Below are 25597 nucleotides of genomic sequence, written 5' to 3'. Positions count from 1 at the left end.
GGGGTGGGTGGAGGTGAGTCAGGAGGACTCACCCGGCACGAGCCCGGTCTGGACCTGGCCGATCAAGCCGTTGCGGTTGACGTAGAGCGCACGCCCGGTGGGAAGGCGTGCCGGTGCGACGCCGCCGACGAGCCGCCCTTCGAGGCGGTCGCCGGAGAACATGAAGCCCGCGGTCGAGACGTCGGTGAGGCGTTGGAGCATCGGCTCGAACTGCGCCCGCGCGAGACCGTTGACCCGCCGTGACACGACGAGGTGGAACCCGAGGTCGTTGCCCTGGGGGATGTACTCGACCAGCGGGTCCAGCGGATTGCCCGACGACGTGGCTACCAGGTCGTAGTCGTCGACGACGACGAGCAGCTCCAGACCGTTCCACCAGGAGCGCTCGCGCAGCTGCTCGGACGTCACCTCCGGGCCGGGAAGCCGCTGGTGGAGGGACCCGGCGAGCTCGGCGGCGACCTGACCCGTCTGCTCGCGGTTGGTGCAGTAGGCGACGAGGTACTCCTCGGGGACGACGTCGAGGAGCGAGCGGCGGAAGTCGACGAGGACGATGCCGAGCTTCTCCGGAGGCATCAGCTGCGTGTAGCCGCGCAGCAGCATCTTGAGGAAGTTGGTCTTGCCCGTCTCCGGGTCGCCGTAGACCAGGAGGTGCGGGTTGGAGCCGACGAGGTTGACCGAGACGGCGCGCAGGTTACGGTCGAGCACCCCGACCGGGACGCCCGGGTACGCCGGGTCGACCGGCGGCAGCTCCTCGAGGTGGACCACCGGGGCGAGCGTCTGGACGCGCTCCACGGCGATGCCCTCCCAGCGCTTCGCGATGGTCGCGAACAGCTCCTTCTGGGCCTCGAAGACGTCCTCGACGTCGCGGACGCCGTCGATGCGGGGCACCGCCGCCTGGAAGAGGCGCTCGCCCTCCATCGCGCCGCGGCCGGAGATCTCCTTCGGGATCTGCTCCATGACCTTGCGTCCGAACTGCGAGTCGTACACGTCGTTGAGGCGCAGCTCGAGGCGCCCGCCGAACGACGGCTGCATCCGCATCCGGATCTGCATGCTCTGGGTGACGGTCAGGACGACGTGGACGCCGTACGCGCCGCCGCGCGCCGCGATCTCGTCCACCGCGTAGTCGAGTGCGTCGTACTCCTCGCGGAACGTCGCCCAGCCGTCGATGACCAGGAAGACGTCACCGGGGACGTCACGCGGGATGCGTCCCTCCTCGCGTGCGCGCCGGTAGTCCTGCATGCTCTCGAGGTCGTAGCGGCGGAACAGCTCCTCGCGCTCGTCGAGGACGGCCATGACCTCCTGCACGGTGCGGTTGATGCGCTCGGGGTCGTTGCGGGTGGCGACCGCGGCGACGTGGGGGAGCGTGCGGAGCGCCTGCAGCGTGCCGCCGCCGTAGTCGATGCAGTAGAACGCGACGGTCCCCGGCGCGTAGCGGAGCGCGAGGGAGGCGACCATCGTGCGCAGCAGCGTGCTCTTGCCGGTCTGCGGCGCGCCGGCGAGCACGAGGTTGCTGCCCGCACCGGTGAAGTCCCACTCCAGCGCGTACTGCGCCTGTTTGGCAGGCTCGTCGACCAGCCCCAGCGCGGCGCGTACGGTCGCTGGCTCTCCCGGCTCGTCGACCACCTGGACGGCGTCGAGCGTGAGGACGGGGGGCAGCGGGTCGAGCCAGACCGGCCTGACCCGCGGCGCGCCTGAGGCCGTCATCTGCTCGCACAGCACGTCGAGCACCGTGGGGCCGCCCTTGCGCGAAGCCGCCTCGGCAGCCGCTTCGTCGAGGGACGCCTGACGCTCGGCGGCGGCCTGCTCGGCGATCCAGGCGCCGATCCCGTTCACCGCCACGTACGGGACGACGGGGACCGACGTCTTCGGCCCTTCGGTCGGGGGGACGTACGCGCTCGAGACGAGGGCGGCCTTGAAGCGTTCGAAGACCGTCGTGTCGACCTTGAGGTAGCCCGAGCCCGGCTCCGGCGGCAGGTGGTAGGCGTCGGGCACCCCGATCGCGTCGCGGCTCTCCGACTCGGAGAACGTCCGCAGGCTGATCCGGTACGACAGGTGCGACTCGAGCCCGCGGATCTTGCCCATCTCGAGCTTCTGGGTCGCGAGCAGCAGGTGGACGCCGATCGAGCGGCCGATCCGGCCGATCGCCACGAACAGCTCGGCGAAGTCGGGCTTGGCCGTCAGCAGCTCGGAGAACTCGTCGACGATGACGAGCAGGTGGGGGAGAGGCTCGAGCGGCTCGCCGGCGTCGATCTTCTCTTGGTACGCCGTGACGTTCGGGAGGTTGCCGGCGGACTTGAGCACCTCCTGGCGGCGCTGCATCTCGCCGTAGAGGGCGTCGCGCATGCGGTCGACGAGCGTGAGGTCGTCCTGGAGGTTGGTGATCATGCCGGCGAGGTGCGGGATGTGCTCCATCGCGGCGAACGTGGCGCCGCCCTTGAAGTCGACCAGCATCAGCGCGAGCCGGTCCGGTCCGTGCCCCACCAGCAGCGAGCTCACGAGCGTACGGAGCATCTCCGACTTGCCTGAGCCGGTCGCACCCACGACCAGACCGTGAGGGCCCATGCCGCCGTGCGCGGACTCCTTGAGATCCAGCAGGACCGGCGAGCCCTGCTCGGAGACGCCGATGGGGACCCGCAGGAGGTCGCGCAGCGCCCGCGGCTGCCAGGTCTGCCGCGTGTCGAGCCGGGCCGGATCACGGACACCGAGGATCTCGGCGAGGCCGACCGAGCCCTCGAGCCCGTTCTCGCCGCCCTCCTCCGCGCTCAGCCGCAGCCCTGAGAGGGTGCGGGCGAGGGTGGTCTCCGTACCCTCGGCGAGGAGGTCGGCGCGGAACGGGACCGGGTGCACGTTCGTGAACAGGGAGCCGTCGGAGCCGATCTCCACGCGGACGTCCAGCGGGCGCGGCTCGTGACGCGGCGAGGGCAGGAGCGTGATCACGTGGATGCCCAGCGCCTGGAGCGGGATCGCAGGGTCCGGCGACTCGAGATGCCCGCCGCTGCCACCGGCGTGGTCGACGACGACCACGAGGTGAGACCCGACCACGCCCGCGCCGCGGCTGCGCTGGTAGCGGTCGAGGCGCTCGTCGAGCTCGGCGCCGAGCAGCTCGGTGAGGGCGGCGACGGAGGTCGCCACCCGGCGCGCAGGGACCTCGCCGTCGAAGGTCCGGCCGCTCTGCGTGTGCGGGAGCCACTTCACCCAGTCCCAGTCGGCAGCGGCCTCCTCCGGGCGTACGACGGCGACGTCGAGGTCACCCGGCGCGTGCAGGGTGACCAGCTGGGCCAGCAGGGTGCGCGCGACGGCACGGGTCGCGCCCGGGTGCCCGACGACCGCGACCTGGCCGCACTGGCGGAGGGGGAGCGTGAGCGGCTGCTCCGACAACGTGGCGTAGTGCTGCTGGAGCTCCTCCGCGGCGTTGAGGCACAGCGGGTCGAACTCGTTGAGCGGGCCGGTGTCGACGTCGAGCGCCAGCCCGCTCGACAGCGGCACCTCGCCGGTCCCGAGACGTACGGCGAGGAAGTCGTCGTGGGACGGACGCCGCTCCCACCGCCGGGTGCCGTCGGCGGCCAGGCCGATCAGCTCGTCAGGACGCGGGAACCGCCAGGCCTGCTCCGTACGCTGGGCGGTCACGCGCTCACGTACGGCGAGCCGCATCTCCTCGAGGTAGTCGAGGTAGCGCTCGCGCGACTCGCGCATCTGCCGGCGCGCACCACCGCGCTGGCTGACGATCATCACGACGCCGATGGCGATCGACCCGATGAGCACGAGGAAGCCCGCGACCACGAGGATCGGGCGGTCCTTCTGGGTCAGCGCCATCGTCAGCGACCCGGTGCCGCTCATGATCGGCATCATGAGCATCGTCATCCCGGCCGCCGGCGTCGGCGCCTGCGTACGGTGCGGCGGTTCGTGGATGCTCAGGGGAGCGTCGTCCACGCGCGGAGGGGCGGTGCGCGGGGGCCGTTTGACGAGCGTCGTACTCATCGCCGTCCTCGTGGTGGGGGCAGAGGCGTTGTCCTCGCAAACGATATGCTCCACGGCGTCCACGCCTCGCGGTGGCCGCGCGCGCCGCGAGCACCGCGGACGGAGCCACGCGTGCAGGGGAGAGGGGTGTGCCGGTGCTCACCGCCTACAGCAGGGTCACGGTCGTCACTGAGGAGCGGCGTGTCGACCTCGCGCTGCCGAGCGCGCTGCCGCTCGCCGACGTCGTCGCGCAGGTGATCCGCTACTGCGGCGCGAGCGAGGCTCCTCAGGCCGGCCTGTCGCTGGCCCGTGTCGGCGGCGCGACGCTCGGCCTCGGGCAGACGCTCGAGGAGGCGGGCGTCCTCGACGGTGACGTCTTGGAGCTCCGCCCCCGGTCGGTCAGTGTCGAGCCTGCCTCGGTCGAGGACGTACGCGACGCGGTCGAGGACGCCACGGAGTCCGCGGGCGGTGCATGGACCCCGACGACGACCCTCACGTTCTGGGTGGTCACGACCGCCGTCGCGCTGGGGGTGCTCGCCCTGAGGTGCCTCGGTCTGCTCAGCGGTCTCGCCGCCGCGTGGGAGCCGCCGGCCGCGGGCGCGGTCGCCGGTGGAGGGATCGCCAGCGCGGTCGCCCTGGCGGGGCTCGCGGGCTGGGCGGCGCGTGCGGCTGCCCCGTGGTCGGTGCGCCCGGTGCTCGTCGTCGCCCTCGTGTGGGCGTACGTCGGCGGAACCGCGCTCGGCGCCTGGTCCGGCTGGACGGCGTCGCTCGCAGCGGTGGCGGCGTTCGCGCTGGTCGCCGTCGTCGCGGGGGTGGCTCGCGCGGCGACGCCGCTCGCGACCCCGTACGTCGCCTTCGCGGTGGTGCTGCTCGCCGTCGCCGGTGCGTTCGCGGTCACCGACGCCCTCGGTGTCGAGGCGAGGCAGACGCTCCGCGTGGTGGTCGTCCTGGTGCTCCTCGCGGTCGGGGTCGCGCCGCGGGTGTCGCTGTCGGTCGGCGGCCTCGCGAGCGCCGACTACCGCGTGCGCAACGCCGGCACCATGTCGCGGGAGGCCATCGCGGCGCGCTACCGCGAGAGCAACGGCCTGCTGGTCGGCTCCCTCGCCGCGATCGCCGTGGTCACGGGCGTCGGCGGCGTCGTCCTCACGTTCTCCGACGCACGCTGGGACCGGTGGCTCGCGCTGGTCGTCGGCCTCCTGGCCCTGTCGCGGTCGCGGATCTTCTCGCGCGTGACCCACATGCTGCCCCTGCGCGTGGCCGGGCTCGTCGTGCTCGGGGCGCAGCTGGTCCGCGAGGTCGCCGAGATCGACGCGACGCAGTGGCTGGTCGTCGTCGTCCTCGGCCTCGGGGCGCTGGCCGTCGCGGTCGCTTCCGTGCAGATCTCGGGCATCAGCCGGGCTCGCGTGAAGCGACTCCTCAACCTGGTCGAGCTTCTCCTGGTGATCCAGGCGATCGTCCTCGCCTGCGGTGCGGTCGGCCTGTTCGACCGGCTCTCTGACATGGTCTGAGGACGACGACGTGATGACGGCGACCCGATGACGACGATCTGAACGAGGACGTGCGATGACCGACGACCGTCAGCCCCCCGAGGGCGCGGACCCGCGCCGTACCGATCGCGGCCGCCGCGCGGAGGCCCAAGGTGCTGCCGCCGACCTGGCGCGCATGGGCATCGACCCGCGCAGCCTCGGTCTCGACACGCCGCAGACCCAGTCGCCCGAGCGCCGCTGGGCGCCGGAGCACGACCGGCCCGCCTCCCGTCCGCCCGCGCAGGCGTGGGAAGCGCCCTCGTCGAGCCGCCCGGAGGACGCGAACGTCGTCGCGCTGCGGCCGGAGTGGGCCGCGCAGGCGCGTCGAGGGCAGGCGCCGCCCGCCTCTCCCGCCGCGGACGCACCGCCGGTCCCCGGCGTCGTCCAGTACCCGCCGACCGCCGCCGAGGAGGTCGTCGCCCGTACGGTCGTGCCGGCGCCGACCGCCACCGGCGGGCCGTCGCGGGTACGTGCGGCGGCGCGCGGCCTCGTGACGCTCGACGGCGCGTCGGCCGCTGACGCCGAGCGTGCCCTCGTCGCGGCGGTCCGGCGCCGACAGTCCGGACGACGTCTGGTGGCGTTCGTGTCCGCGCAGGGCGGCGTGGGCACGACGACCGTCGCGACCGGTGTCGGCGCGGTCCTCGCCGCCCTCCGCGACGACCGTACGGTGCTCGTCGACGTCCAGGCAGGCACGCCGCCCTTGAGCGCGCTCCACGGCGTGCAGGACCCCCACTCCGTGCGGCGCCTCCTGGCCGCGCCGGACGCGGCCACGCCCCCGACCACCGCCGGCGGCCTCGCCGTCGTCGACGGGCCGTCGTGGGACCAGCCGCTCGAGCGCAGCGACCTGGGTGGCCTCGTCGACCGGCTCACCGCGCAGCACACCTTCCTGCTGGTCGACGCCGGCGACGACCCCACGGACGGCGCGTACGCCGCGGTCGCCCGGTGCGACCGTGCGGTCGTCGTCACCGGGCCCGGGGAGATCGGGCTCGGTGCACTCCGCGTCGCCCTCGCCCGGCTCGACCGGGTCAACCCGGCAGCAGCACGATCCGTGGTCGTGGTCGTCGTGTGCCGCGAGGAGGGCGATCCGGCCGACGAGGCACGGCGGGCGTCGGAGGTCCTCGGAGCCACCGACGGCCAGGTGGTGGTGCTGGGTCGCGACGACGCGCTGCGCCACGGCCGCCCGTTCCGCGCCGACCAGGTCACCGCCCAGACGCGGCTCGCGCTGCTCCACGTCGCCGCCCGCCTCGCGGACGTCCGATGAGCGACGCCGACCAGGGCCGTCCGCCCCCGATGCGCGCGGTCCCGCCGCCCCCGGGGACCACGCTCGCGCGCACCCCGAACGCGGAGAAGTACGTCCTCGAGGCCGACGCGCTCCGACGCCGCCAGCTGCGCTCCGCGCTCCTGCACGGGACACGTCGGACGTGGCGCGAGCACCGGTCCACCTGGCCCGCGGTGATCGCCGGCGTGATCGTGGTCGCCGTGATCGTCGCCGCGATGGCGGTCACCAGCGCGTACCAGCGCCAGCAGGACATCCAGGAGCGCCAAGAGCGCGAACGCAGCGGCGCTGCCACCCCGTCCGCATCGGCACCGACGCCGTCCCCGGCGAAGGGCGAGCGGACCAAGAAGACACCCCAGACCCCGACCACCCCTGAGAGCGTCTCCGCGGACGAGTGACGAACCCTGCCACGTGTAGGTTCGTCCCTTGACGTTGACGCTCGGACATCAGCTGGAGGCTCTCCATGTCCAAGTTGCCGACCGCGGGTGAGTCGCGCACCGCCGTGCGACTCCCTTCCACCAGGGAGCGCCGGCCGGCGCTCGCCGCGCTGGCGGTGATCCTGATCGTGGGCGGCGCGCTTCTCTCAGGCTGGATCGCCTTGAGCGCCGGCGACCGTGCGGACTTCCTCCGGATCGAGGGCGAGGTCGCGCAGGGCCAGCGCCTCTCCGACGGTGACCTCGGCACGGTCTCGCTTCCCGAGGGTTACGACGGCGGCGTGCCCGCCGAGGACCGCGACGCCGTGGTCGGCCAGTACGCGACCGCGCGCCTCCTCGACGGCACGGTGCTCACCCCCGCGATGGTCGCGGAGTCGACCGGCGTCGGCAAGGGCAAGGCGCAGTTCCCCATCCAGACCCCGGCGACGCGTTCGCTCACCGAGCTGCGCGGCGGCGCGCCGGTCGGGCTCTACCTCTCGGGCTCCGACGGAGAGTCCCCGGGCATCGCTGCCGAGGTCGTCCAGGTCGGCGAGGTCGACGACGGCGCGCTGTCGTCCAGCCAGGACATCACCGTGCTCGTCAGCGTCCACGCGAGCTGCGGCCCACGCCTCGCCAGCGCGCTGGCCGACGACTCCGTCTACCTCGCCACCGTCGGTGAGGGCGCGGACCTCGACGAGCGGTGCGGGGGCTGAGGTGGCGCTGATCGCCCTCGCCTCCGCCAAGGGCGCACCCGGGGTGACGACGACGTCGCTGCTGCTCGGTGCGCTCTGGCCGCGCCCTGTCCTCGTCGCCGAGTGCGACCCGTCCGGGAGCGACGTCGCCACCCGGATGCCCGCTGCCGACGGCAGCACGCTGGACCCCCAGACCGGGCTCATGAGCCTCGCCGCGGCCGGGCGCAAGGCGCTCTACCCCGAGCTCGTCGACGCGCACACCCAGGAGCTCGTCGGGGGGCTCGAGGTGCTGCTGGGCCCGCCGTTCCCTGAGCAGGCCGGCGGGCTGCAGTCGACGTGGCCTCAGCTCGGGCCGCTGCTGTCGCGGCTTCCGCGGCACGACGTGGTCGCCGACCTCGGCCGCATCGGGGTGCTGACCCCTCAGAACGCCCTCCTCGCCAGCGCGGACGCCGCTCTGCTCCTCGTCGACACGACGCCGAGCAGCGTGGTCCACCTGCGCCACCGCCTGCGCTCGGTCGCCGACGCCGTCGGCGGTGCGTACGGCTCGCCGCTGCACGTCGCCGTCGTCGCGCCGCCGAAGCGGACGCAGACGGTGCGGGAGGTCCGCGACGCGCTCACCGCCACGGGCGTGGAGCTCGCCGGCGTGCACCACCTCGCGTACGACGAGCAGGGGGCCCACCTGTTCCAGGGCCAGACCCTGTCGCGCCCGGACAAGCTGGCCCTCGTACGGTCGGCCGGCCCCCTCGTCGCCGAGCTCGCGGTGGCCGTGGCGCACGGGTCCCCGCTCCCACAGGCTCCGGTCGAGGCGTACGAGCCGGGCGACGTGGCGCAGGACGCCCACGACGAGCACGGGCCGTGGACGGGAGCACACCGGTGATCGATCACTCTCTCGTCCGTACCCTGCGCGGCCAGGTCGCCGACAGGCTCAACGAGCAGCGTCGCCGTGACCAGGCCGCAGGTCTCGCGACGATGTCGACCGACGACGAGCGCGAGTACGCCCGGTCGTTGATCGTCCAGGTCCTGGAGGACCACGCCCGGTACGAGATCGCCGAGGGACGTACCCCGCTGCCGCCCGACGCGGAGGCGGAGGTCGCCAGCGCCATCCACTCGGCGTTGTTCGGCGTCGGCCGGCTCCAGCCGCTCCTCGACGACCCCCAGGTCGAGAACATCGACATCAACGGGTGCGACACCGTCTTCGTCCAGTACGGCGACGGTCGCGAGGAGCGCTACCCGCCGGTCGCCGAGACCGACGAGGAGCTCGTCGAGCTCATCCAGGTGCTCGGCGCGCACTCGGGCCTGTCCAGCCGGCCCTTCGACTCCGCCAACCCGCAGCTCGACCTGCGGCTGCCCGACGGCTCCCGTCTGTCCGCGGTCATGAACGTGTGCTCGCGGCCCGCGGTGTCGATCCGCAAGGCGCGCATGTCGAAGGTGTTCCTCGACGACCTGGTGACCAACGCGACGATGTCGCCCGACATTGCCGACTTCCTCCGTGCCGCCGTCGCCGCCCGCAAGAACATCATGATCGCCGGGGCCACCAACGCCGGTAAGACGACGATGCTGCGGGCGCTGGCCAACGAGATCCCGCCGCACGAGCGCATCATCACCGTGGAGCGGGCGCTGGAGCTGGGGCTCGGTGAGACACCGGACCTCCACCCGAACGTCGTCGCCTTCGAGGAGCGACTCCCCAACTCCGAGGGGTTGGGCAGCGTCTCCATGGCCGAGCTCGTGCGCCGGTCGCTGCGCATGAACCCGTCGCGCGTGATCGTCGGCGAGGTGCTCGGCGACGAGATCGTCACGATGCTCAACGCGATGAGCCAGGGCAACGACGGCTCGCTGTCGACGATCCACGCCAACTCGTCGGTCGAGGTCTTCAACCGCATCGCCACGTACGCGCTGCAGGCGCGCGAACGGCTCCCCATCGAGGCCACGCACCTGCTGGTCGCCGGGGCGCTCGACTTCGTCGTCTTCATGCGCAAGCACAACGACGCCCACCTCGGCGGCGGGCAGGCGCGCGTGGTCGAGAGCATCCGCGAGGTGGTGGGGTTCGACAACCAGGTGCTCTCGTCGGAGGTCTTCGCCCCCGACGCGGACGGGCGCGCCGTCGCGCACGCCCCGATCTCGTGCGCCGACGAGCTCGCCGCGCACGGCTACCAGCCCTTGGTGCACGGAGGCTGGTGATGGAAGAGCTGCGCGTCCCCCTGGCGCTGACCGCGGGTGCCCTCGTGGGCGTCGGCGGGCTCATGCTGGTGCTCGCGCTGCGCCGTCGTCCGCCGCGACCGCCGATGTTGCGCCGCAAGCGCTCGGCGCGCCACACCGAGCGCCAGGTACGGCTCGCGGTCGGGGGTGTCGTCGCGTTCGCGCTGACCCTGCTCCTGACCCGGTGGCTGGTGCTCGCCGTGGTGGTCGGGGGAGTGGTGGCGCTCTGGGACCGGTTGCTGGGCGGCGGTCGGGCCGAGCGGCAGGCGATCGTACGAGCCGAAGGGCTCGCCGCCTGGATCGAGGCGCTGCGCGACACCATCGCGGGCGCCATCGGCCTCGAGCAGGCGATCCCGGCGACGGCGAAGAACGCGGCGCCCTCCATCCGTCCGGCGCTCAACCTCCTGGTCGACCGACTGCGGGTCCGCGAGCCGTTGCCCGACGCCCTCATGCGCTTCGCCGACGACCTCGATGACCCCTCGGCCGACGTCGCGGTCGCCGCGCTGGTGCTCAACGCGCGGCTGCGCGGGCCGGGTCTGCGTGAGGTGCTGTCGGCCTTGGCCGAGTCCGCACGCGCCGAGCTCGACGTACGCCGGCGCGTGGAGTCGAGCCGCCGCAGCACACGCCGCAGCGTGCAGATCGTGGTCGGCGTGATCGTGGTCGTCGCCGGGGCGCTGGTCGTCTTCAACCGTCCGTACGTCGAGCCGTACGGCACCTTCGTCGGCCAGATCGTGCTCGCGGTCGTGCTGGCGATGTTCGGTGCGGCGGTCCTGTGGATGCGCAAGCTGTCCGGGGTCGACCAGCCGGAGCGCTTCCTCATCTCGGCCGAGCCCGCTCGCAGCCGGGGGGAGCAGGTGGTCGGACGATGACGCTCGCGATGCTTGCCGGCGCCGCCGTCGGCGCCGGTGTCCTGATCCTGGTCCGCATGGCCGTACGCCCGGTGCCGGGCGTGGCGGCGACGCTGGCGCGGGTCGACGGTGCGAAGCGCCGCACGCGTCCGCGGCGCACCGACGAGGAGACCAAGAAGCCCGACCTGATCGACCGGTGGCGGCTCTCTGTGGGAGAGCGGTTCGAGGACGAGGCGTCTGCCCGCGGGTGGTCGTTCACGCGCACCCGTGCCGACCTCGCCGTCGTGGACCGGCCGTTCGCCCAGCACCTCGGCACGAAGGTCCTGCTCGCCCTGGCCGCGCTCGTGTGGTTCCCCATGGTCTTCACGCTGCTGGGGTACGACCCCTTCGGCGTGCCCGCCGTGGTGTCCCTCCTCCTGGCCGCAGGCGCGTTCTTCCTGCCCGACGTGGAGCTGCACCAGGACGCCGAGAAGCGGCGGCGCGACTTCCGCCACGTGACGGGCTCGTTCCTGGACCTGGTGGCGATGAACCTCGCTGGTGGGCGCGGTCTCCCGGAGGCGCTCCTCGCGGCGTCGACGGTCGGTGACCACTGGGCCATGGTCCGGATCCGCGAGGCGATCACCACTGCGCGGCTGTCCGGCCGTACCCCGTGGGAAGGCATCGCCCACCTCGGGCAGGAGCTCGGCGTGGACGAGCTGCGCGACCTCGCCTCCACGTTGGGCCTGGCCGGTGACGAGGGTGCACGCATCCGTGAGAGTCTTCTCGCACGGGCGAACAGCATGCGGCGACGCGAGCTGGCCGACATCGAGGGCGCTGCCGGTGAGAGCTCGCAGTCGATGCTGGTGGCGCAGCTGCTGATGTGCGTCGCCTTCTTGGTCTTCCTGGCTTATCCCGCGGTGTCGAAGCTCGGGTGACGTCGTGCTGCAAGGAAAGGAATCACATGTACTCACAGGTACTGGCCGCTCAGGTGATGATCGCCAGGGTCCGTGCGCGTGCGGCGCAGCTGCGACGCGAGGGACGCTCGGAGGTCGGCGCCTCCGCGATCGAGTGGGCGATCATCTCGGCGATCGTCGTCGCGGCTGCCCTGCTCATCGGCGTGGCGATCAACAACGTCGTCGACAGCAACATCGACAAGATCAACGAGGGCGGCTGAGCCAGCCCCTGCCACGCGGCGGCCGCCGCCGACGCAGAGGTGAGGGGGGCGCGAGCGCGGTCGAGTTCGCGATCGTCGCCCCGGTGCTCCTGCTCCTCGTCTTCGCGACCATCCAGATGGGGCTGTACATGTACGCCCGCAACGTCGCTCAGACCGCGGCACGCGAAGGCGTCTCGTACCTCCGTCTTGCCGGCGACAACCCCAACGCGGCGTCGTACCTCACCCGTGCCGAGGAGCTGAGCGTCGGGTACGCAGGCAAGCTCGGGCGTCTCGACGCGGTCCAGGCCGACGGGTCGATCGACGAGACGTCGGGTCGCGTGACGATGGTCGTCCAGGGCGAGGCGGTGCTCCCGCTGGGTGGCCGTGTCACCGTCGTGCAGTCGGCGGACGCGACGCTGGAGCAGTTCCGCGTCGATCCTCGGAGCGTGGCGCCGTGACCTCGCGGCACGGGCGCCGGCGCGTCCGGGACGGCGAGGAGAGCGGAGCCTCGAGCCTCGAGCTCGTCATCCTGGCGCCGTTCCTGATGATGCTGCTGATGCTCATCGTCGCGTTCGCGCGCTACGCCCAGGCCGAGAACCTGGTCGACCAGGCGGCGCGCGACGCCGCACGCGCGGCCACGGCGCAGAACAGTCGTACCGCAGTCGCCGGCATCATCGCCCAGACCGTGACCTCGACGATGGACGATGCTCCGCGCAGCTGCCGCGACAGCGCGAGCCCGGGGGCGCCCGTCCTGAACGGCAAGGCCTTCACCGTGCCCGACCCCGACGACGCCGACGAGGTCGCGTCGGTGACCGTGACGGTGACGTGCACCTTGAGCACGGCCGACCTGAGCTTCTTCCCGTTCTGGGAGATCGAGGTGAAGCGCACCTTCACCAGCCCGCTCGACCGCTACCGGGGCTACCGATGAAGGGCCTCGAGGTGTGGCGGCGCAGGCGCTCCGCCGCGCGCGACGAGGCTGGTTCCGTCGCGCCGTTCGTCGTGATCGTGAGCGTCGGCCTGCTCCTGCTGGGCGGGCTGGTGATCGATGGCGGTCGCCAGCTCAACGCCAAGGGCATCGCCATCGCGTACGCCCAGGAGGCCGCTCGCGCCGGGGCCCAGGCGGTCAACGTCGCCGACCCGTCGCTAGACCTCCTGACGTCGGACGCTCTCTCCGCCGCGCGTGGGTACTGCGAGCAGGCGCAGGCCGGCGACGCCTCGCTCGTCCGGTGCAGCGCAGCGGTGCGCGACGTGATGGTCAACGGCCGGCGGCTGAGCGCGGTGGAGGTCGAGACCGAGGTCTCCCGCCCGGCGATCATCATCGGCATGATCGGCCGGGGGACGCTCACCGCCTCGGGTGTCGCCCAGGCCCGCCCGGTCTCGGGGATCGACGCCCCTGACGACGCCAAGGTGAGCACGCTCGCCCCGCCGACCGTCGTGCCACCCGGCGGTGGTGACGACGACGAGGGCGGGCTGCCCATCTCGGAGTGGTCGCCGCCCTCGCCCGGCTCGACGGTCGAGCCGTGCCCCACCGTCGAGCCGGACGAGGAGGAGGAGCCGCCCGGCGGGGAGGATCCTCCGGGGGAGGACGAAGACCCACCCGACGGTGAGGATCCGCCGGACGGGGACGACCCGCCGGACGGTGGGGAGACCACAACACCGGCCGACCCGCCGACGAGCTGCCCTCCGGCGCAGGACGACCGATGACGCGCGGGGTTCACGGCTGAGCCTTTCAGCCGATATCGTGCGGTGCGGTGTGGATTCTCCGGAACAGACGCAGAAAGGTCTCGGGCGTGCACATGCGAGGGATCGTGACCGCCGTCGCCGCGGTCCTCCTGTTGTCCGCGTGCAGCTCAGAGGACGACTCCGCCGAGGCCGACCCCACGCCGAGCCCGAGCGAGACCACCGCGTCGCCGACGCCGTCTCCGTCGCCGACGACTGCCGCTCCCACCACGACGGCGCCACCAGGTGTGGTCTTCTCGCTCACGGGTCGCGCGCTCAACAACGCCAAGGTGGTCACGGTCAAGTCGTTCTGGACCGGGGCGACAGCGAGCGCCAGGAAGGGCAGCGTGGTCCCCGAGGTGCGTGGCGTCAGCACCCGCGCGGCCCAACGGAACCTCGCCAAGGAGGTCATCCTGGCCGCGCGGAAGGGGTGGGTCCTTCCCGAGCGTCCGGTGGGAGTCGTCACGCGCGTCAACGGGCGGAAGCGCTCCGGCAAGGTTCGGGTGTGTCTGTGGAGTCCGTCGGTGTCATGGGTCGACAAGAAGACCGGCAAGCACGTCGAGGCGGTACGCAAGCGATGGCTCGACTACGACTTCACCGTCCGCGCAGGGAGGGTTCACTCCTACACCTGGGTGGGCACGTGCCGGAGGGCAGCACCGTGAGGCGGCTGCTCGTCGCTTTGGCGGTGATCCCGCTCCTCGCGGTGCCCGGTGCGGTGCATGCCGACGGCGGGCTGGGCGGAGGCACCCCGACAGGTCCACCCGGTGGCGGGGGCACCACCCCGCAGGCGTCGTCGCCACCGCAGCAGGCGCAGATCGCGGACTGCACCGTCTACGCAAGCGGCACGGGAATGGGGTCGTCCTGTGCGCGTGGCGGAGGCAACAACCAGACCCTGCGTGAACGGTTCGCCGGTGACGAGTTCGTCCCCTGCCAGTACTCCGATCCGCCGCCGTGGATCGAGGTCCCCGAGAACCCGAACCCGGGGGAGGGCCGCTACCTCCTGAAGCAGTGCATCGAGGACATCAACTGGGACACGTACGCGGGCGGCAGGGACATGCACCTGACGATCTCCCTGGAATGGGTCCCGAACGACGCCGACATCACGCCGCCTGACAACCCGCTCATGACCTTCCTGTGGCGGCGTGTGACGGGCGACGACACGGCACTGCCCGTGCCGATGATGCGACCCGAGCCGTCGACCGTCCCCGTCGTCGGCTATCCGACGTTCTTCACGTTCGCGTGGGTCGATCCGGAGAGCGGCCAGCCCGTCTCCGAGGGCGACTTCGCAGGGACCCCTCTGGGCGCCCCGTACCGGGAGGTCCGGCTCGAGCGCCCCGGCGGTGACCTGCACATGGTCGCCGAGGCCACCGAGATCGTGATCGACCCGCACCAGACCGACATGGAGCCGATCACCTGCACGCCTGACGAGCTCGTCTACGAAGAGGGCGCCTCGGTCGCCGACCAGCCGTCGGACTGCCAGATCACCTTCACGCGCTCGTCGGCGACCGCACGCACCTTCGCGGACGAGGACGCCCCTGCGCTGCCGCAGGTCTATCTCTCCGCGTACCCGCTCACCGTGACGGTGCGGTGGCGGATCACGTACGGGATCGGCAGCCCGACGCGCGAGCTCGGCAACGGGTTCGAGATGACCGCCACCCAGGCTCTGCCCGTCCAGGAGGTCCAGGCACCCAACGAGCCTCCGATCGTCCTGTACTGACCGCACCGCGACCGAAGGACTGAACGCGATGACCGTGACCTTGCGGACCAACAACCGTCTCCCCGTGGACCCCCAGCGGGGCGGCCGCGGCGGCGACGTCGTTCGCGGGCTCGTCGCGCTCGTGGCGACCCTCGCCTTGGTCGTCGGACTGCCGTGGGCACTGTGGACGGCCTTCGGCGCGCCGTGGCCGTCCTCGATGCCCGACCTCGCCTGGGTCAAGCAGCCGCTGACCACCGACGTGCTCATGCACGTCCTCGCGGCGATCGTCTGGCTCGCCTGGCTGCACTTCGTGATCTGCCTCGCGGTCGAGGCCGTCTCCGAGATCCGGCATCGCGGTCTCGCGCCGCGGGTCCCCGGCGGCGGGCTCGGGACGCAGGCGCTCGCCCGGAAGCTGGTCGCCTCCGTCGTGCTCCTCATCGGCACCGCGACGATCGTGGCCCCCGCCGCGAACGCCGGGCAGGCGCTCGCGCCGGAGCACAGGCCGGCGGGCGTCGAGCGGGTCGTGACCCAGACGCCGGCCGTCGAGCGTGCGGTCGACGCCGAGCGGCCGGCCGCCGACGACCTCTCGCGGGCGACCAAGGCTGAGCAGCGTGCCGGAGAGCTGACCACGTACTACGACGTCAAGCCGCCCAACAATCGCAACTACGACACCCTCTGGGACATCGCGGAGCGCTACCTGGGTGACGGGCTGCGCTACAAAGAGATCTACGAGATGAACCGCGACGCCGTCCAGCCCGACGGTCGCACGCTCACCAACCCCGACCTCATCCACCCCGGCTGGGTCATGAAGATGCCCAACGACGCACGCGGCCCCGGCCTGAAGGTCGTCGAGGCGGCGCGTGACGACGTGACACCTCCGGTGTCGGCGCCGAGCGACACCTCGGCGGAAGCGGGTGCCTCGAGCGCAGGCGCGGACGCGGCCGAGTCGGGAGGCGCGGGCGGAGCCGACGGAGGTGCCGGCGGTGGCGCAGAGGCTTCCTCGGCGCGAGTGGACCTGGGGGAGTGGGCTCCCGTCTTCGGGGCCGCGGGTGGCCTCGCTCTCGCGGGGGCCCTGCTGGCGCTGCGGCGCCGCCGCGCCTCGGGTCCGACGGGAGGCGGCGACCGGCCGCGCGGATCGAAGCCTGTCACGGCAGGGGCGGAGGTCGACCTCGCGACGCGGCTGGAGGCCGGCCTTCGCGAGGAGACCGCCCCCAAGGACGCCCAGTGGCTCGCCGGCGCCGTGCGCAGCCTCCACACGACGCCGCTCCCGCCGCTCGCGAAGGCCGCGCTCGCGGCAGACGGTCTCGTCCTGTCGTTCCGCTCCGAGCCCGCGCAGCCGCTCCCCGAGGGCTGGGCCGTCGCCGGAGACGCACGGACGTGGACGCTCTCCCGGGAGGTGGCGGTCTCGTCCCCCGCACCGTCTCCGCTTCCCGGCCTGGTGTGTGCGGGTGTACGCGACGACGGGGCGGTGCTGCTCCTCGACCTCGAGTCGTACGACGGCGTCGTGTCGCTCGGCGGTGACCTCGACGTCGCACGCGGCGTCGCCATGAGCCTGGCGGTGGAGACGGCCACCCACCCGTGGGCGGACGCCCCGGTGGTCACGCTCGTCGGGTTCGCCGACGACGTGTCGGCCGTCGGCAACGTCCACGCGGTCGCCGACATCGCGCGGGCGCTGGACGCCCTCGACAACGTCGCCCACGACCAGCGGGCGACGTGCCGGTCGTACGGAGTCGAGTCCGTGCACGAGGCACGTCGCGCTGCCGGGCGCGCCGACGAGGTCCGCTTGCAGCTGGTCGTCTGCTCCGGCGTACCGGACGCCGCGTCGCTCGCGCGGCTGCGCGCGTGGGCGGCCGACCCGATGGTCGCGATCGCGGTCGTCGTCGTGGGGGACTGCCCCGACGGTGCCGCGCGTCTGACCGCGACGCCGGAGGGACGACTCGTCAGCGGCCCGCTCGCCGTGGACGTCGCCGCGCAGGAGCTCGCTCCGGAGACCTGCCGCGGGCTGGCGACCCTCTTCGAGCTGCCGGCCGAGCCGGCGGCGGTGCGCCTCGAGGAGCTTGCCGAGGCGCTCGTCGTCGAGGAGGCCGTCCTCGCCACCGGCGACGACGAGCCGGTCGTGGTCTCCGTCCATGTGCTCGGCCCCGTGCTCGTGCGGGCCTCCGGCCCGATCGAGGAGGAGCGGCGTGAGCTGTTCTCCGAGATCGTCACCTTCCTGGCCCTCCACCCCGAGGGCGTGCACGTCAACGTCCTGACCGGCGCGCTCTGGCCGCGCGGAGTCGACCCGGCCACCCGCGACGCGACGCTCGCGGGGGTGGCCGAGTGGCTCGGCTCCACCGCGACCGGTGAGCCGGTGCTCTGCGAGGACGCAGGCGTGTGGTCGCTGCGACGCGCCGCGCTCGCGTGCGACTGGGACCGGTTCCGCGCGGCGCTCAACCGCGCGGTGTCCAGCAGGTCGCGCGTCCCCGCGTTGCGGACCGCGATGTCGCTCGTACGCGGGCCGGCCTTCGAGGACGTCGCACAGGGCAGATACGCGTGGCTGGCGCACCTGAACATCGAGGACGACATCGCGCTCGCCGTCGAGATGACCTCGGCCGCGCTCGCGACGGCGTGCAGCGACGCCGACGACCCCGCGGGTGCACGTGACGCGCTGCTCGCAGGACTCGCGGCGCTCCCGGCGAGCGAGACGCTCTGGTGCGCGGCGATGCGGCTCGCGCTGCGCTACAGCGGACGCAACGACGCGATGGTGGTCGCCGACCAGATGTATGCAGCGGTCGCGGCCCACGGGTCGCCTCTCGGGGTCACGCCTCGTACGGAGGCGCTGGTGGAGGAGATCCTGCCCGGGTACCGCCGTGGCGTAGCCTGACCTCCGTCTTCGCCGTCCGTCACACCAGGAGTCTTCATCGTGCGTCTTCGTCTGTGGGCTGCCGTCGCCCTCACCTTGGTCCTCGCCACCGGCTGCGGGTCGGCGTCCGAGTCCTCGTCGAAGGCAGACGCGGAGACCGAGGCCGACACCTCGGTCTCGGCCGCGACGGCGACGATCGCGACGAACCACGGCGACATCACGGTGACGCTGTTCCCTGACGAGGCTCCGAAGACCGTCGCGAACTTCGTCGGGCTCGCCACCGGGGCGAAGACGTGGACCGACCCGGAGTCGGGCAAGGAGATGTCCGGCAAGCCCCTGTACGACGGCACGATCTTCCACCGCGTCATCCCCGGCTTCATGATCCAGGGCGGTGACCCGCTCGGCACAGGCATGGGTGGTCCCGGCTACCAGTTCGAGGACGAGATCGTCGACGGTCTCACGTTCGACCGGCCGTATCTGCTCGCGATGGCCAACGGCGGCCCCGACACCAACGGCTCGCAGTTCTTCATCACCTCGGTGCCGACCCCGCACCTCGACGGTCTCCACACGATCTTCGGCGAGGTCGCCGACGACGCGAGCAAGGCGGTCGTGGACAAGATCTCCGCGGTCCAGACCGGCGAGAGGGACGCCCCCGTCGAGCCCGTGGTGATCGAGTCCGTCGTCGTGAACGGCTGACCCGACTCCGTACACTGACTGGTGGCCGGGATCTCGGCCTCTCGAGGCGTCGACGCCTCCCTCTCACGTTCTCCCACCTCCCAGGAGCGGCTTCGCCATGATCAGCGTCCACGACCTCGAGCTGCGCGTGGGCGCACGTGTCCTCATGTCGGGGGCGACGTTCCAGGTCGCCGACGGTGATAAGGTCGGTCTCGTCGGGCGCAACGGTGCGGGCAAGACGACCCTCACGAAGCTCCTGGCCGGCGAGGGCGGCGACCCGTCCGCAGGGACGATCACGCGCCGGGGGACGATCGGCTACCTCCCGCAGGACCCGCGCAGCGGCGACCCCGAGCAGAGCGCCCGCGACCGGATCCTGTCGGCGCGCGGCCTCGACGAGGTCTACCGCGCGCTGCGACGCTCCGAGATCGAGATGGGTTCCGACGACGACGCCGTCCGTGACCGCGCGATGAAGCGCTACTCGCGCGCCGACGCCGAGCTGCACGCCGGAGGCGGGTACGCGGCCGCGTCCGAGGCGGCGACGATCGCGGCGAGCCTCGGGCTGCCCGACCGTGTGCTCGACCAGCCGCTGGGCACGCTCTCGGGCGGGCAGCGCCGCCGTATCGAGCTCGCCCGCATCCTCTTCCTCGGTGCGGACACGCTCCTCCTCGACGAGCCGACCAACCACCTCGATGCCGACTCGATCGTGTGGCTGCGCAACTTCCTCATGTCGTACAAGGGCGGTGTCGTGGTGATCAGCCACGATGTCGTGCTCCTCGAGGACGTCGTCAACAAGGTCCTCCATCTCGACGCCAACCGCGCCGAGATCGACGTCTACAACATGGGCTGGCGCAAGTACCTCGAGCAGCGCGAGACCGACGAGCGTCGCCGCAAGCGCGAGCGGTCCAACGCCGAGCGCAAGGCGTCGACGCTCATGGCGCAGGCCGACAAGATGCGCGCCAAGGCCACGAAGGCGACCGCTGCCCAGAACATGGCCCGCCGGGCCGAGAAGATGCTCGCGGGCCTGGAGAGCGAGCGGGCCGCCGACCGGGTCGCGAAGATCGACTTCCCGACGCCGGCGCCGGTGGGCAAGACCCCGCTGATGGCCGAGGGCCTCTCGAAGTCGTACGGGTCGCTGGAGATCTTCACCGACGTCGACCTGGCGATCGACCGCGGCAGCCGCGTCGTCATCCTCGGCCTCAACGGTGCGGGCAAGACGACCCTGCTGCGGATCCTCGGGGGTCTCGACGCCTCCGACACCGGCGAGATCCGGCCGGGACACGGCCTCAAGCTCGGCTACTACGCCCAGGAGCACGAGACGCTCGACCTGGAGCGCTCGGTCCTCGAGAACATGCAGTCGGCCGCCCCGTCGCTGACCGACACGCAGGCGCGCAGCGTCCTCGGCGCCTTCCTCTTCAGCGGCGACGATGCTCACAAGCCGGCGCGCGTGCTCTCCGGCGGGGAGAAGACCCGACTCGCGCTCGCGACCTTGATCGTGTCGCAGGCGAACGTCCTGCTCCTCGACGAGCCCACCAACAACCTGGACCCTGCGTCGCGCGAGGAGGTTCTGGGGGCGATCCGCTCGTACCAGGGGGCCATCGTGCTCGTGACCCACGACGAGGGTGCGGTGGAGGCCCTGCAGCCCGACCGGGTCCTCATCCTGCCCGACGGCGTCGAGGACCTCTGGACCGCGGAGTACCAGGAGCTCATCAGCCTCGCCTGAGCCGGGTCGTCTCTTCGGTGCGTCCGTCGATAGCCTCCTCCGTATGAGCTATCCCACCGCTGAGACGCTCGGCGCCGCCGGGCTCGACCTCGCCGTCGACGGTCCCGTCCTCACCGTCACGCTGAGCCGGCCCGACGTGCGCAACGCCCAGACGCCGGCGATGTGGCGTGCGCTCGCCGCCGTCGGAGCCGCCGTCGAGGACGACGTCCGCGTCGTCGTCGTACGCGGGGCCGGCGCGTCGTTCTCCGCCGGGCTCGACCGGGCGATGCTGAGCCCTGCCGGCATCGAGGGGGAGACGTCGTTCCCCGAGATGGCCTCGGGCACCGTGGAGGACTTCGACGCCACGGTCGCCGCGTACCAGGAGGGCTTCACGTGGTTGCGTGACCCGCGGTTCGTGTCGATCGCGCTCGTGCAGGGCCACGCGGTCGGCGCGGGCTTCCAGCTCGCGCTCGCCTGCGACCTGCGGATCGTCGCCGAGGACGCGCAGTTCTGCATGAAGGAGCCCGCCCTCGGGCTCGTCCCGGACCTCACGGGCACCAAGCCCCTCGTGGAGGCGGTCGGGTACGCCCGCGCGCTGGAGATCTGCGCGACCGCGCGCTGGGTGCCTGCGGAGGAGGCGACACGTCTCGGTCTCGCGCTCGAGACCGTCGCGCTCGACGGGCTGGACGCGCGGCTCGCCGAGCTCGTCGCCGCCCTGACGGCCGCCCCGCACGGCGCCGTCAGCGCGACCAAGGCGCTCCTGCAGTCCGCCGGAGACCTTGACCTCGCGGCCCAGTCGCGTGCCGAGAGGCGCGCCCAGCACGGACGGTTCCGTGCGGTCCTCGCGGCGATGGGTGGGGCGAGATGAGCCTCGGGCTGGAGGGCCGGGCGTACGTCCTGACCGGCGCGAGCAAGGGCCTGGGTCTCGCCAGCGCTGAGGCGCTCGTCGACGCGGGCGCGTCCGTGGTGGTCACCGGCCGTGATGCCGAGGCTGTGGACGCGGCCGTCGCCCAGCTCGGGCCGGAGCGGGCGGCCGGCGTGGTCGCGGACAACGCCGACCCGGGCACGCCCGCGGCCGTCCTGGGCGCGGTGAACGAGCGGTTCGGGCGGTTCGACGGCCTGCTCGTCAGCGTCGGCGGTCCTCCGGGCGGACGCCTCGCCGACGTGACCGACGAGCAGTGGCGCGGTGCTTTCGAGTCGGTCTTCCTGGGCGCCGTGAGGCTGGTACGCGAGCTGGCGCCGGCGCTGGACGACGGGGGAGCGGTCGCCTTCGTGCTCTCGTCCTCCGTGCGCGCACCGATCGCCGGGCTGTCGATCAGCAACGGTCTCCGGCCGGGCCTCGCGATGCTCACGAAGGAGCTCGCCGACGAGCTCGGCCCTCGTGGCGTACGGGTCAACGCGCTGCTGCCGGGCCGCATCGAGACGGACCGCGTGCGCCACCTGGACTCGCTCGCGGACGACCCGCAGGCTGCGCGGGTCACCGCCGAGGGCAACATCCCTCTGCGCCGTTACGGTCGGCCAGAGGAGTTCGGTGCGGCGGCAGCGTTCCTGCTCTCACCCTCGGCTTCGTACGTCAGTGGCGTCATGCTCCCGGTCGACGGCGGAGCCCTCCGCGCCTTGTGAGCCGGTCGCTCCCGCACGCGCCGCGGCGGCACGTGCTGCCGCGGCCTGGGCGGCGGGGACGCTGCGCTGCCCCGGGCGCTGGTGGCCCGGCTTGCGCGGCCCGCGGGGGTGCGCCTCCGCCCAGGCGAACCACACGAAGCCGACGAGGGCCAGACCGCCGAAGAACCACCACTGGAGCCCGTAGAAGAAGTGCGGCCCCTGACCGTACTCGGGCCCATCAGGTAGCAGGAAGCCTTCCGTCGGGGGGTTCTGCTTCTCGAGCAACAGGTAGCCGCCCTCGTACAGGGGGTAGTCGAGGGCACCGGCCGCGCCGAGCGTGGAGACCGCCCGCACCTGCCCCGTCTCGTCGGGCTTCGTCGCGCTGAGCGGGACGTTGTCGTTCGCCTTCCACCAGCCGATGACCGTCACCTCGCCCGCCGGCGGCTCAGGGATGTCGACGGCGGCACCGGTGTGGTTCGCCGACGGCAGCCAGCCGCGCTCGACGAGGACGGCCTTGCCGTCGGCCGTACGCAGCGGCGTGACGATGTCGACCCCGCTGCCCTCGTCCCGGGTCTGGTACTTGACGATCAGCGAGCTGGCCGCGTCGTACGTGCCGGTCACCTCGACCTGACGCCACTCGTTGTTCTCGGAGTCGTCGACGTCGGAGGTGGCGACCTCGGAGACGTCGACCGGCGGCGACTCGACGTTGTGGCGCGTGACGTCGTTGCGCGCCTGCTTGTCGTCGAGCCGTCCGAACTGCCAGAAACCCAGCCACGTGCAGACACCGGCCAGCAGCACCACGAAGAGCGCGAAGGCCAGCCAGCGGCGAGTCACGAGGAACCGGTACACGTATCGACGTTACCTAACCGCTCCACAGGGGCGCGGAGGGAGGTCTTCCGTGCCTAGACTGACGTCATGACTGCCGAGACCGTCGCGCAGCCCGCGGCCCTGCTCGCTGATCGCCACGGTCGAGTGGCCACCGATCTCCGGGTTTCCCTGACCGACCGGTGCAACCTGCGCTGCCAGTACTGCATGCCCGCCGAGGGCCTCGACTGGATGCCGACCGAGCAGACGCTCACCGACGACGAGGTCGTACGCCTGGTGACGATCGCAGTCGAGCGTCTGGGCGTCACCGACGTCCGGTTCACCGGCGGCGAGCCGTTGCTGCGCCGCGGGCTGACGGGCATCGTCGCGGCCACGAAGGCGCTGTCGCCCTCGCCGACGGTGTCCCTTACCTCCAACGGGTTGGGTCTGAAGCACACGGCGCAGGCCCTCGCCGACGCCGGGCTCGACCGCGTCAACATCAGCCTGGACACCATCAGGCCCGAGACCTTCGAGCAGATCACCCGTCGCGACCGACACGCCGACGTCGTCGCGGGGCTCGAGGCTGCCCAGGCGGCCGGGATCGCTCCGGTGAAGGTCAACGCGGTGCTCCTGCGCGGGCTCAACGACGACCAGGCGCCCGAGCTGCTGGCCTGGTGCCTCGAGCGGGGCTACCGGCTGCGGTTCATCGAGCAGATGCCGCTCGACGCCCAGCACGGGTGGGACCGCGGGGCGATGGTCACGGCCGACGAGATCTTCGAGAAGCTCGCCCCGTACGTGACGCTGACGCCTGCGGACCGCGAGCGTGGCTCGGCGCCGGCGGAGGAGTTCCTGGTCGACGGCGGCCCCGCGACGGTGGGCATCATCGCCTCGGTCACCCGTCCCTTCTGCGGCGACTGCGACCGCGTCCGGCTCACGGCCGACGGGCAGGTCCGCAACTGCCTCTTCGCGCGGGAGGAGTCCGACCTTCGGACGGCGCTGCGCGGGGGAGCGACGGACGACGAGATCGCCGACCGGTGGCGGGCCGCGATGTGGACCAAGCTCCCCGGGCACGGCATCGACGACGTCGACTTCCTGCAGCCGAGCCGCCCGATGTCGGCGATCGGCGGCTAGCAGGCCGCGACGCCCCGCATCGCGGTGAACGTGGTCCCACGCCGTTCGCGCCGGTGGGACCGGGCTCACCGCTCGGGCGTGACCTCCGAGACGGGGCGGGTCTCTTTCCAGAAGCCGCGGGCCGAGAGGAACTGGCGGAGCGACTCCTCGTGGTTGTCGCACGCGAGCCAGGTCTTGCGGCGGTCGGGCGTGTGGATCTTCGGGTTGTTCCACAGGAGGGCGTGCTGGGCGGCGTTCTCGCACCCCTTCGCCGAGCAGGTCAGCGGGGCATCGTCGGGGGTTTCGCTCATCGCGGCCTGTCGTCCTCGTCCTCGTCGGGCTTGGTCACCGGACCGCTGCTCAGCTCACCGATCGGCTCGGGATGGAGCACGTCGGCCTGGTCCACGGGCTTGCGGCGCGCCGTGTTCGCGAAGACCACCGCGACGTACGGCAGGAAGATGGCGCCCAGGACGAAGAACCAGCGCGCCCATCCGTCGATGACCACGGCCAGGAGGAAGCAGACCGTACGGATCAGCATCGAGGCCAGGTAGCGGTTCTGACGGTGCCGCAGCTCCTCGCTGCGGCCGACCTGAGCGGTCGTGATGCTGACCGGGTCGGTGTGGCGATCCTCCATCCCTCCACGGTACGCCAGTCGATCAGCGGCATGATAAGCAGCATGACGAACCGCACGTACCGCATCACCGAGATCGTCGGCACCTCGACCGAGGGCGTCACCGACGCGATCACCAACGGCATCGGCCGGGCCGCCAAGACGCTGCGCCACCTGGACTGGTTCGAGGTCGAGGGCATCCGCGGGCACATCGAGGGGGACCAGGTGGAGCACTACCAGGTGACGCTCAAGATCGGGTTCCGCCTCGAGGACGACGAGTAACCCGTGAAGCAGCTGGTCGTGGTGCGCCACGCCAAGGCCGAGGCCTCGGCGGGCACCGACCTGGGGCGGGCGCTGACGCGGCGCGGACACGACGACGCCCGACGGCGCGGTGAGCAGCTCACCGACTTCGTGACCGGCGCCACCCTCGCGCTGGTGTCGCCGGCGGTGCGGACCCGCGAGACCTTCGACGAGCTCAACGCGTCGCTGGGCATCGGGCCGGAGCACGTGACGTACCCACCGGGCCTGTACGAGGCCAGCGCGCACCGCGTCCTGGAGGAGGTCCGCGCCGTCGAGGGCGAGCCGAGCACGGTCGTCGTCGTCGGCCACAACCCGTCGATGGGCGACCTCGTCTGGATGCTCCACGACGGGACGCACAACGGGGCGTGGAAAGCCTACGGAGACCGCGGCTTCCCAACGTCTGCGGCGGCCGTGCTCACGTACGACGGCGACTGGTTCGACATCGACCCCCGGACGATGCGGCTGGAGGACTACCTCGCCCCGCCCGCCCGGTGACGGCGCGG

At 72.4% G+C, this 25597-nt stretch carries 26 protein-coding genes; 22 read left to right on the top strand and 4 right to left on the bottom strand.

The annotated features are described in order from the left end of the window. Positions 1–18: 18 nt before the first annotated feature. Positions 19–3927, bottom strand: coding sequence for a type VII secretion protein EccCa (gene eccCa / locus NYZ95_RS17960; protein WP_262852705.1), 3909 nt, complete (start codon positions 3925–3927; stop codon positions 19–21). A gap of 182 nt (positions 3928–4109) precedes the next feature. Here eccCa and eccD point away from each other — a divergent pair, with 182 nt between their 5' ends. The 19 genes from eccD to NYZ95_RS17865 all read left to right on the top strand — a co-directional run bounded on the left by eccD (position 4110) and on the right by NYZ95_RS17865 (position 22291). Then, complete coding sequence (gene eccD, locus NYZ95_RS17955) at positions 4110–5462, top strand: type VII secretion integral membrane protein EccD (protein ID WP_262852704.1); 1353 nt, start codon at positions 4110–4112, stop codon at positions 5460–5462. A gap of 55 nt (positions 5463–5517) precedes the next feature. Further along, positions 5518–6741 carry a CpaE/TadZ family protein gene (locus NYZ95_RS17950; RefSeq protein WP_262852703.1) on the top strand — a complete coding sequence of 408 codons (1224 nt, stop codon included), beginning with the start codon at positions 5518–5520 and terminating at the stop codon, positions 6739–6741. After that, a complete protein-coding gene (locus NYZ95_RS17945; RefSeq protein ID WP_262852702.1) occupies positions 6738–7154 on the top strand; it encodes a hypothetical protein in 417 nt (138 codons plus the stop codon). The genes NYZ95_RS17950 and NYZ95_RS17945 overlap by 4 nt, the downstream gene beginning before the upstream one ends. 65 nt (positions 7155–7219) lie before the next feature. Beyond that, entirely contained in the window at positions 7220–7882 is a 663-nt protein-coding gene (locus NYZ95_RS17940; protein WP_262852701.1) for an SAF domain-containing protein, read from the top strand. A gap of 1 nt (position 7883) precedes the next feature. Then, complete coding sequence (locus NYZ95_RS17935; protein ID WP_262852700.1) at positions 7884–8738, top strand: CpaE/TadZ family protein; 855 nt, start codon at positions 7884–7886, stop codon at positions 8736–8738. Continuing rightward, positions 8735–10039: a TadA family conjugal transfer-associated ATPase gene (locus NYZ95_RS17930; RefSeq protein ID WP_262852699.1), complete on the top strand. Its 1305-nt coding sequence runs from the start codon at positions 8735–8737 to the stop codon at positions 10037–10039. The genes NYZ95_RS17935 and NYZ95_RS17930 overlap by 4 nt, the downstream gene beginning before the upstream one ends. Beyond that, positions 10039–10926, top strand: a complete 888-nt coding sequence (locus NYZ95_RS17925) for a type II secretion system F family protein (protein WP_262852698.1) — start codon at positions 10039–10041, stop codon at positions 10924–10926. Before NYZ95_RS17930 ends, NYZ95_RS17925 begins: the two co-directional genes overlap by 1 nt. Beyond that, positions 10923–11819, top strand: a complete 897-nt coding sequence (locus NYZ95_RS17920; RefSeq protein ID WP_262852697.1) for a type II secretion system F family protein — start codon at positions 10923–10925, stop codon at positions 11817–11819. The genes NYZ95_RS17925 and NYZ95_RS17920 overlap by 4 nt, the downstream gene beginning before the upstream one ends. Before the next feature lie 26 nt (positions 11820–11845). Next, entirely contained in the window at positions 11846–12058 is a 213-nt protein-coding gene (locus NYZ95_RS17915) for a hypothetical protein (RefSeq protein WP_262852696.1), read from the top strand. Next, complete coding sequence (locus NYZ95_RS17910) at positions 12055–12495, top strand: TadE family protein (RefSeq protein WP_262852742.1); 441 nt, start codon at positions 12055–12057, stop codon at positions 12493–12495. Before NYZ95_RS17915 ends, NYZ95_RS17910 begins: the two co-directional genes overlap by 4 nt. Beyond that, positions 12492–12965: a TadE/TadG family type IV pilus assembly protein gene (locus NYZ95_RS17905; RefSeq protein WP_262852695.1), complete on the top strand. Its 474-nt coding sequence runs from the start codon at positions 12492–12494 to the stop codon at positions 12963–12965. The genes NYZ95_RS17910 and NYZ95_RS17905 overlap by 4 nt, the downstream gene beginning before the upstream one ends. Next, positions 12962–13741 (top strand): pilus assembly protein TadG-related protein, encoded by a 780-nt coding sequence (locus NYZ95_RS17900; RefSeq protein ID WP_262852694.1) that lies wholly within the window; start codon positions 12962–12964, stop codon positions 13739–13741. The genes NYZ95_RS17905 and NYZ95_RS17900 overlap by 4 nt, the downstream gene beginning before the upstream one ends. An 86-nt stretch (positions 13742–13827) precedes the next feature. Further along, positions 13828–14418, top strand: a complete 591-nt coding sequence (locus NYZ95_RS17895) for a hypothetical protein (protein WP_262852693.1) — start codon at positions 13828–13830, stop codon at positions 14416–14418. Next, positions 14397–15473 carry a hypothetical protein gene (locus NYZ95_RS17890; RefSeq protein ID WP_262852692.1) on the top strand — a complete coding sequence of 359 codons (1077 nt, stop codon included), beginning with the start codon at positions 14397–14399 and terminating at the stop codon, positions 15471–15473. Before NYZ95_RS17895 ends, NYZ95_RS17890 begins: the two co-directional genes overlap by 22 nt. 28 nt (positions 15474–15501) lie before the next feature. Then, positions 15502–18315, top strand: coding sequence for a BTAD domain-containing putative transcriptional regulator (locus NYZ95_RS17885; RefSeq protein WP_262852691.1), 2814 nt, complete (start codon positions 15502–15504; stop codon positions 18313–18315). Positions 18316–18489: 174 nt separating this feature from the next. After that, entirely contained in the window at positions 18490–18990 is a 501-nt protein-coding gene (locus NYZ95_RS17880) for a peptidylprolyl isomerase (RefSeq protein ID WP_262852741.1), read from the top strand. A 97-nt stretch (positions 18991–19087) separates the two neighbouring features. Continuing rightward, positions 19088–20689 carry an ABC-F family ATP-binding cassette domain-containing protein gene (locus NYZ95_RS17875; RefSeq protein WP_262852690.1) on the top strand — a complete coding sequence of 534 codons (1602 nt, stop codon included), beginning with the start codon at positions 19088–19090 and terminating at the stop codon, positions 20687–20689. A 43-nt stretch (positions 20690–20732) separates the two neighbouring features. Continuing rightward, positions 20733–21536 (top strand): enoyl-CoA hydratase/isomerase family protein, encoded by an 804-nt coding sequence (locus NYZ95_RS17870; RefSeq protein ID WP_262852689.1) that lies wholly within the window; start codon positions 20733–20735, stop codon positions 21534–21536. After that, positions 21533–22291: an SDR family oxidoreductase gene (locus tag NYZ95_RS17865; protein WP_262852688.1), complete on the top strand. Its 759-nt coding sequence runs from the start codon at positions 21533–21535 to the stop codon at positions 22289–22291. Before NYZ95_RS17870 ends, NYZ95_RS17865 begins: the two co-directional genes overlap by 4 nt. Here the strand turns inward: NYZ95_RS17865 and NYZ95_RS17860 are convergent. Continuing rightward, a complete protein-coding gene (locus tag NYZ95_RS17860) occupies positions 22223–23119 on the bottom strand; it encodes an SURF1 family cytochrome oxidase biogenesis protein (protein WP_262852687.1) in 897 nt (298 codons plus the stop codon). The genes NYZ95_RS17865 and NYZ95_RS17860 overlap by 69 nt on opposite strands. A 66-nt stretch (positions 23120–23185) precedes the next feature. On the opposite strand from NYZ95_RS17860, the gene moaA reads away from it, so the two are divergent. After that, positions 23186–24205 carry a GTP 3',8-cyclase MoaA gene (gene moaA / locus NYZ95_RS17855; protein WP_262852686.1) on the top strand — a complete coding sequence of 340 codons (1020 nt, stop codon included), beginning with the start codon at positions 23186–23188 and terminating at the stop codon, positions 24203–24205. 65 nt (positions 24206–24270) lie between these two features. On the opposite strand, the gene NYZ95_RS17850 is transcribed toward moaA, so the two are convergent. Together NYZ95_RS17850 and NYZ95_RS17845 are read right to left on the bottom strand one after the other, a co-directional pair. Next, a complete protein-coding gene (locus NYZ95_RS17850; protein WP_262852685.1) occupies positions 24271–24495 on the bottom strand; it encodes an acetone carboxylase in 225 nt (74 codons plus the stop codon). Further along, positions 24492–24818: a DUF3099 domain-containing protein gene (locus tag NYZ95_RS17845; protein WP_262852684.1), complete on the bottom strand. Its 327-nt coding sequence runs from the start codon at positions 24816–24818 to the stop codon at positions 24492–24494. Before NYZ95_RS17845 ends, NYZ95_RS17850 begins: the two co-directional genes overlap by 4 nt. 42 nt (positions 24819–24860) lie before the next feature. On the opposite strand from NYZ95_RS17845, the gene NYZ95_RS17840 reads away from it, so the two are divergent. Both NYZ95_RS17840 and NYZ95_RS17835 read left to right on the top strand, forming a co-directional pair. After that, positions 24861–25076 (top strand): dodecin, encoded by a 216-nt coding sequence (locus tag NYZ95_RS17840; protein WP_262852683.1) that lies wholly within the window; start codon positions 24861–24863, stop codon positions 25074–25076. 3 nt (positions 25077–25079) lie between these two features. Next, a complete protein-coding gene (locus tag NYZ95_RS17835) occupies positions 25080–25589 on the top strand; it encodes a SixA phosphatase family protein (RefSeq protein ID WP_262852682.1) in 510 nt (169 codons plus the stop codon). Positions 25590–25597: the final 8 nt, after the last annotated feature.

The organism is Mumia quercus (assembly GCF_025506335.1).
GTDB lineage: Bacteria > Actinomycetota > Actinomycetes > Propionibacteriales > Nocardioidaceae > Mumia > Mumia quercus.
The sequence above is the reverse complement of the archived record's forward strand: the minus strand, read 5'-3'. Positions and strand labels throughout refer to the sequence as shown.

Coding starts and splice junctions, on each gene's coding strand:
- NYZ95_RS17950 (WP_262852703.1), top strand. CDS start 5,518: ATGACCGACGACCGTCAGCCCCCCGAGGGCGCGGACCCGCGCCGTACC.
- NYZ95_RS17920 (WP_262852697.1), top strand. CDS start 10,923: ATGACGCTCGCGATGCTTGCCGGCGCCGCCGTCGGCGCCGGTGTCCTG.
- NYZ95_RS17845 (WP_262852684.1), bottom strand. CDS start 24,818: ATGGAGGATCGCCACACCGACCCGGTCAGCATCACGACCGCTCAGGTC.
- NYZ95_RS17915 (WP_262852696.1), top strand. CDS start 11,846: ATGTACTCACAGGTACTGGCCGCTCAGGTGATGATCGCCAGGGTCCGT.
- NYZ95_RS17925 (WP_262852698.1), top strand. CDS start 10,039: ATGGAAGAGCTGCGCGTCCCCCTGGCGCTGACCGCGGGTGCCCTCGTG.
- NYZ95_RS17850 (WP_262852685.1), bottom strand. CDS start 24,495: ATGAGCGAAACCCCCGACGATGCCCCGCTGACCTGCTCGGCGAAGGGG.
- NYZ95_RS17865 (WP_262852688.1), top strand. CDS start 21,533: ATGAGCCTCGGGCTGGAGGGCCGGGCGTACGTCCTGACCGGCGCGAGC.
- NYZ95_RS17870 (WP_262852689.1), top strand. CDS start 20,733: ATGAGCTATCCCACCGCTGAGACGCTCGGCGCCGCCGGGCTCGACCTC.
- NYZ95_RS17840 (WP_262852683.1), top strand. CDS start 24,861: ATGACGAACCGCACGTACCGCATCACCGAGATCGTCGGCACCTCGACC.
- NYZ95_RS17900 (WP_262852694.1), top strand. CDS start 12,962: ATGAAGGGCCTCGAGGTGTGGCGGCGCAGGCGCTCCGCCGCGCGCGAC.
- NYZ95_RS17945 (WP_262852702.1), top strand. CDS start 6,738: ATGAGCGACGCCGACCAGGGCCGTCCGCCCCCGATGCGCGCGGTCCCG.
- moaA (WP_262852686.1), top strand. CDS start 23,186: ATGACTGCCGAGACCGTCGCGCAGCCCGCGGCCCTGCTCGCTGATCGC.
- NYZ95_RS17940 (WP_262852701.1), top strand. CDS start 7,220: ATGTCCAAGTTGCCGACCGCGGGTGAGTCGCGCACCGCCGTGCGACTC.
- NYZ95_RS17875 (WP_262852690.1), top strand. CDS start 19,088: ATGATCAGCGTCCACGACCTCGAGCTGCGCGTGGGCGCACGTGTCCTC.
- NYZ95_RS17885 (WP_262852691.1), top strand. CDS start 15,502: ATGACCGTGACCTTGCGGACCAACAACCGTCTCCCCGTGGACCCCCAG.